At 74.6% G+C, this 5,015-nt stretch carries 2 protein-coding genes and 2 tRNA genes; 2 read left to right on the forward strand and 2 right to left on the reverse strand.

What is annotated here, in order from left to right; translation table 11 throughout:
• Together EST54_RS33200 and EST54_RS33205 are read right to left on the reverse strand one after the other, a co-directional pair.
• The coding region (locus EST54_RS33200; RefSeq protein ID WP_244942670.1) for a PAS domain-containing protein at nucleotides 1-2,822 on the reverse strand (2,822 nt) is incomplete at its 3' end.
• A 192-nt stretch (nucleotides 2,823-3,014) separates the two neighbouring features.
• Nucleotides 3,015-3,629 carry an SSI family serine proteinase inhibitor gene (locus EST54_RS33205; RefSeq protein WP_129251390.1) on the reverse strand — a complete coding sequence of 205 codons (615 nt, stop codon included), beginning with the start codon at nucleotides 3,627-3,629 and terminating at the stop codon, nucleotides 3,015-3,017.
• Between the two features lie 240 nt (nucleotides 3,630-3,869).
• Here EST54_RS33205 and EST54_RS33210 point away from each other — a divergent pair.
• A tRNA-Ser gene (locus tag EST54_RS33210) sits at nucleotides 3,870-3,960 on the forward strand.
• A 760-nt stretch (nucleotides 3,961-4,720) separates the two neighbouring features.
• Nucleotides 4,721-4,793, forward strand: a tRNA-Arg gene (locus EST54_RS33215).
• Nucleotides 4,794-5,015: the final 222 nt, after the last annotated feature.

The following is a 5,015-nucleotide window of genomic DNA, read 5'->3' on the forward strand; positions in this document are numbered from 1 at the left end:
GGCGCGGGGGCCTGGGGTGCGCCGGCCTCCGGCGCCGGGGCGATGCCGGCCGCCGTGCCGGTGGCCGTACCCGTCGCCTCGGCCGGTTCGGCGGGCTGCGCCACGAGCCCCTCCGGGCCCGCCACGAAGGTGCCGGAGGACTCGGCGTCGGCCATCGCGGCCGCCGCGCGCTCCTCGGCCGCGGCCCGCCGGGCCCGCCGTCGTCCGGTCGGCTCGCCCTCCCAGTCGCCGCCCTGCGGCGGGGTGGCGTCACCGGCCGCGGCACGCTCCTGTCCCGGAACCGCACCGGGCATCGACGCCTCCGGACCGCCGGCCACCGGACGGCGCGCCCGACGGCGCCCCGAGCCGCTGCCGCCGGGCTGACCGGCCTGCTGACCGGCCATCTGATCGGCGGCCGCGGGCAGTTCCGGCAGCGACGACTGCGGGGTCCGGTCCGCCGCGGCGGGCGGCAGCGCAAAAGCGGTACGGGCACCGGGCGACTGCTGTGCCCCGGAGGCGGCGCCCGCGGCGGCGCCTCCGGGGCTCTGCGCGGTGCGTTCGGGCGCCTCGGCCAGCGCCCGGCGCGCCCGCCGGCCGGCCGGCTGTACGGGGCCGAGCCCCTGAGGGCCCGGGTCCTGAGCGGGGACGTGGGCGGGACCGGGAGCCATGGCCTGGCCCGGCGCCGGGGCCTGACCCGGAATCTGCGGGCGCGCCGGAACCGCGGCCGCCGGATCCTGGCCGGCCGCCGCGGCCGGAGACGCCGCCGCGGGACCCTGCCCGCCGGCCGGCCCGTGGCCCGGCCGCTGCTCCGCCGTCCCGTTCGTACCGGCGGGGAGCGCGGGCAGGCCGCCGCCCTCCGTCGCCCCCTGCCGCGCCCGGCGCCGTCCGGTCGGCGGCACGCCCTCGGCCCCCGCCGTGCCCGGCGGCAGCCCCGCACCGTTCGTCCCGTCACCGTGCTGCGGATGCGCTCCCGGGCCGCCGCCGGTGGCGCCGGAGCCCGTCTCGTTCCCCGGCTCCGCACCCGAGTGCCGCGCCCGCCGGCGACCGGTCGGCTGCGCGCCGCCGGCCTGAGCCGGCACCGCGCCGTGTCCCGCACCGCCACCGCCGAGCGGCCGGCCGGATCCGCCGGTCCCGCCGTCACCACCACCGGCGGGGCCCTCGCAGCCCTCGTCGTCCGGACGCTCACCGGCGGCGGGGTCCGCCGCGTCGCCCTCGGTGCCCCGCGCCCGCGCGGCCGGCACCGGCATCACCGTCGTCTCGTTGCCGGTCAGCTCGGCCGGCCGGTCCGCCCCGGCCGACGCGCCGTCCAGGGCCGCGCCGTCCGCCGCCACCGGCAGCTCCAGCACATAGGAGCTGCCGCCCGCACCGGGCCCGCCGGGCGCCCCCGGCACCTCGTGCGTCTGCATCAGCCCGCCGTGCTGCCGCACGATGCCGCGGACGATCGGCTCATGGACCGGATCGCCACCGTCGAACGGCCCGCGCACCTCGATCCGTACGACGTCACCGCGCTTGGCCGCCGCCACCACGATCGTCGAATCGCCCGGGACCGGCCCCGACCGCCCGCCCAGGGCGGCCTCCCCGGCCGGCATCCGCCCCGTCGAATCGACCCCCGCGACATCCGCGATCAGATGCGACAGCGCCTGGGCGATCCGCTCCGCGTCGACCGTCGCCTCTATCGGCGGCGCATGCACCGCGAACTGCGCCCGGCCCGGCCCGATCAGCTCGACCGCGCCCTCCACGCCCGCCGCGACCACGGCGTCCAGCGAAACCTTCGTGCGGTTGAGCTTCTCCTTGCCGGCGTCCAGCCGCTGGTAGCTCAGCACGTTGTCCACCAGCGTCGTCATCCGGGCGTGGCCGGCCGCGAGGTGGTGCAGGATCTGGTTCGCCTCGGGCCACAGCTGCCCGGCCGGGTCGGAGGCGAGCGTGCCCAGCTCGCCCTTCAGCTCCTCCAGTGGCCCGCGCAGCGCCTGGTCGAGCACCGCCAGCAGCTGGGAGTGCCGGGCCGCCAGCGCATCGAAGGCGCGGCGGTCGGTGAAGGTCATCACCGCGCCGACGAGCTGATCGCCGTCCCGCACCGGCGCCGTCGTCAGATCGACGGACACCGCACGCCCGTCCTTCGCCCACAGCGCCTGCCCGCGCACCCGGTGCTTGCGCCCGGACTTGAGCGTGTCGGCCAGCGGGGTGTCCTCCCACGGCAACGCCGAGCCGTCCGCCCGGGAGTGGTGGACGAGCGGATGCAGCTCCTTGCCACCCAGCTCACTCGCCCGGTAGCCGAGGATCTGCGCCGCGGACGGATTGACGAGCACGACCTTGCCCTCGGCGTCGACCCCGATCACGCCCTCGGCCGCGGCCCGCAGGATCATCTCGGTCTGCCGCTGCTGGCGGGCCAGCTCGGTCTCGGTGTCCAGCGTCCCGGTCAGATCCCGGACGACGAGCATCAGCAGCTCGTTGCCCGTATAGCCGTTGCGGTGATCGGCGTACGCGGCCTCGAAGGCGGACTCGTACGGGGTCCGGCCGTCCTCCAGATTGGCGCTGGTCACCTCGACCAGCAGCTCCGTCCCGTCCGTCCGCCGCGCGACCATCCGCGTCGGCTTCGTGCGGGTGCGCTCCTCCTCCTCGTCCCGGCGCCGCATGGAGCCCGGGATCCGCTTGGAGTCGAAGGACGGCAGCAGATCGAGCAGCCCGCGCCCCACGAGGGCGGTGCCCGGCGCCTCGAAGGTCTCCAGCGCGATGGTGTTGGCATTGACGACCGTGCCGTTGCAGTTCACGAGCAACAGGGCGTCGGGGAGGGCGTCGAGTATGGCTGCGAGGCGAGCAGCGCCTCGGGATGGCCTGCTGCTCACGACGACGCTTCCTCCCTGTTACCGCACCTTGCCGATCCACCGTGGCGGATCGCTGGGATGGAGTCTACGGGCACTTGCCCGCGACGCGGAGGCGGATGACGAGGAGGTAATGCCCCGGCCTTGTGCGACTCACCGCACGCCCGACATGTGCCCCTCGTCCTGACCTGCCGCGCTACTACGGCACGAACCGGGTCATGAACGGGTCGAGGGGAGCAGAGGTTCGAAGCGGCCCCAGCGGTCGATCTCACACCCATTGGTGCGCCGGAAATCCGCGTTGACGGGACGCCCCGCCCAGGTCCCGGTGACATGGGCGGTGGCCGGGCCGCCGTACATCATCGTGCAGTTCGAGCCCTGCGGCACGGCGGCGAACGGGTCCCTGCCCCACCTCGTCATCCCGTCGAGCTTCGCGCAGGCGCCCTTCACATGGAGGTGGTTGCCGCCGCCGGGGTGGCAATACAGCTCGAAGGTGCCGTCGGTCCGCGCCGAGCCGGAGTGCTGGACGGTGACGGTGAGGTGGTCGCCGGTCGCGAGGTGCGCCGCCGCCGGCCCGTGGTCGGCGGGGACGGGCTGACCGTCGGGCGTGCGGGGCCCGGCGGCGTGATGGCCGGCGCCGACGAGGCCGTCACCGGTCCAGTGATGCGGCAGCGGGATCGGGGCGGCCGAGGCGACGGGCGCCGCCAGGGCCAGCGCGGCGCCGGAGGCGAGGGACACCAAGGCCGCCGTGGCGGAGCGGCGGGCGCCGGCCGGGGCGGCGACGCCCACGGCTGCGGCTGCGGAGAAGAGGGATGACGTCCGGTGGTGCGGCATCACAGGCTCCAGAGGCGAGTGCGGGGCGGCACGGGGTGCGTACACGCCGGGGGCGCACGACAACGGCGTCGCGACGGCCCCACACTCCTAACGCGCCTCCGCCCCCGACGTTGCGCTGCAGGAACGTCTTTGCCGGGTGGCCCGCGCGCCTAGTACCGTAGGGGGCGATTGGTGACAGCCCTTGGAGCTGTGCCATCATCTGGACACGCCACAGCGCGCATATGCGCGCGTGGGGTGTGTGGAGGCGTCGCCTAGTCCGGTCTATGGCGCCGCACTGCTAATGCGGTTTGGGGCTTACCCCCCATCGAGGGTTCAAATCCCTCCGCCTCCGCTCTTCTTCGCTCAGGCCCCGGTCTTCCCGACCGGGGCCTGAGCGCTTCCCGGACCACAATGATCACCGCCCGGCTTCCCCCACCCCGGGTCCGCCGGGCCTTTACGTCTACGTCTGACTGTCCTGTGGCTGTCCTCTGACCGTTGGCTGTCCTCTGACCGTCCTGCTGATGTTCGGCCTGGCGTCCGGGTCCACCGCCGGGCTCCTGGGTTCCGCCACGTTGAGCGAGCCGGGGGCCGGGGCGGCGGGTCGGGGCCAGCGGCGGCGTCCAGCGGGCCGGGGGAGCGGCGACCTGGCCGGGAGGCCATCCCCTCCACGCCACTCCCAAGGTCCCGGACCACCTGGCTCCGGACGTGGCGCGCGTCACCGCCGGCATCGAACGCGACATCCTCGGCGCCCGCAGCGTCGGCTACGACACCCACTCCTCGGAACCCGGAAGCCCTCGTGCGGCCCACCCACGCCCCGACTCCAAGCGCCACCTTCTCCACGCTTTCCACCCCGGCCCGGGACGCCACCCCTGGGCCGACTCCGGCACCTTGACGGCCGACGTCCTGGACCGCTTCCGAAGAGGGCTACACCCGCCCGAACTTCGTCCGGATCATCGAGGAGTCCTCCTGCCCGGAGTAACCCCGAGAACACTCCCACAGGGGCGTTTCTGCAGGTCAGCGGTGCTACGGGCAATGGATTTCGCCTCACGCCGCAGGTCATGTAATGTTGTTCCCGCAACGCCGACCGGCAAGAAAAACCGCCGGAAAGCCAAGCGCTCGTAGCTTAACGGATAGAGCATCTGACTACGGATCAGAAGGTTGCAGGTTCGAATCCTGCCGAGCGCACAGTGGTGAAAGCCCCGCCCGGGTCGACTGGGCGGGGCTTTTTCGTGTCGTGGGTCGGGTGGCGGGAACTGGTGGCGTGGACCGGCGGTGGGCTCGGTACTTGTCTGGTTGGTGACGGGGCGAGTGCTCCCGTTGGGGCATGCGTGGCGACGGTGTGCGGGGGGGGGGCGGGGTGTTGTGGCTGTCACTTATACACATCTTCGAGCCCCCGCGACGGGCCTA

Source organism: Streptomyces sioyaensis (assembly GCF_004122735.1).
In the GTDB taxonomy this organism is placed as follows: Bacteria; Actinomycetota; Actinomycetes; order Streptomycetales; family Streptomycetaceae; genus Streptomyces; species Streptomyces sioyaensis.

Excerpts from the sequence above, each read along its gene's own strand:
- EST54_RS33205 (WP_129251390.1), bottom strand. The coding sequence starts at position 3,629 with ATGCCGCACCACCGGACGTCATCCCTCTTCTCCGCAGCCGCAGCCGTG.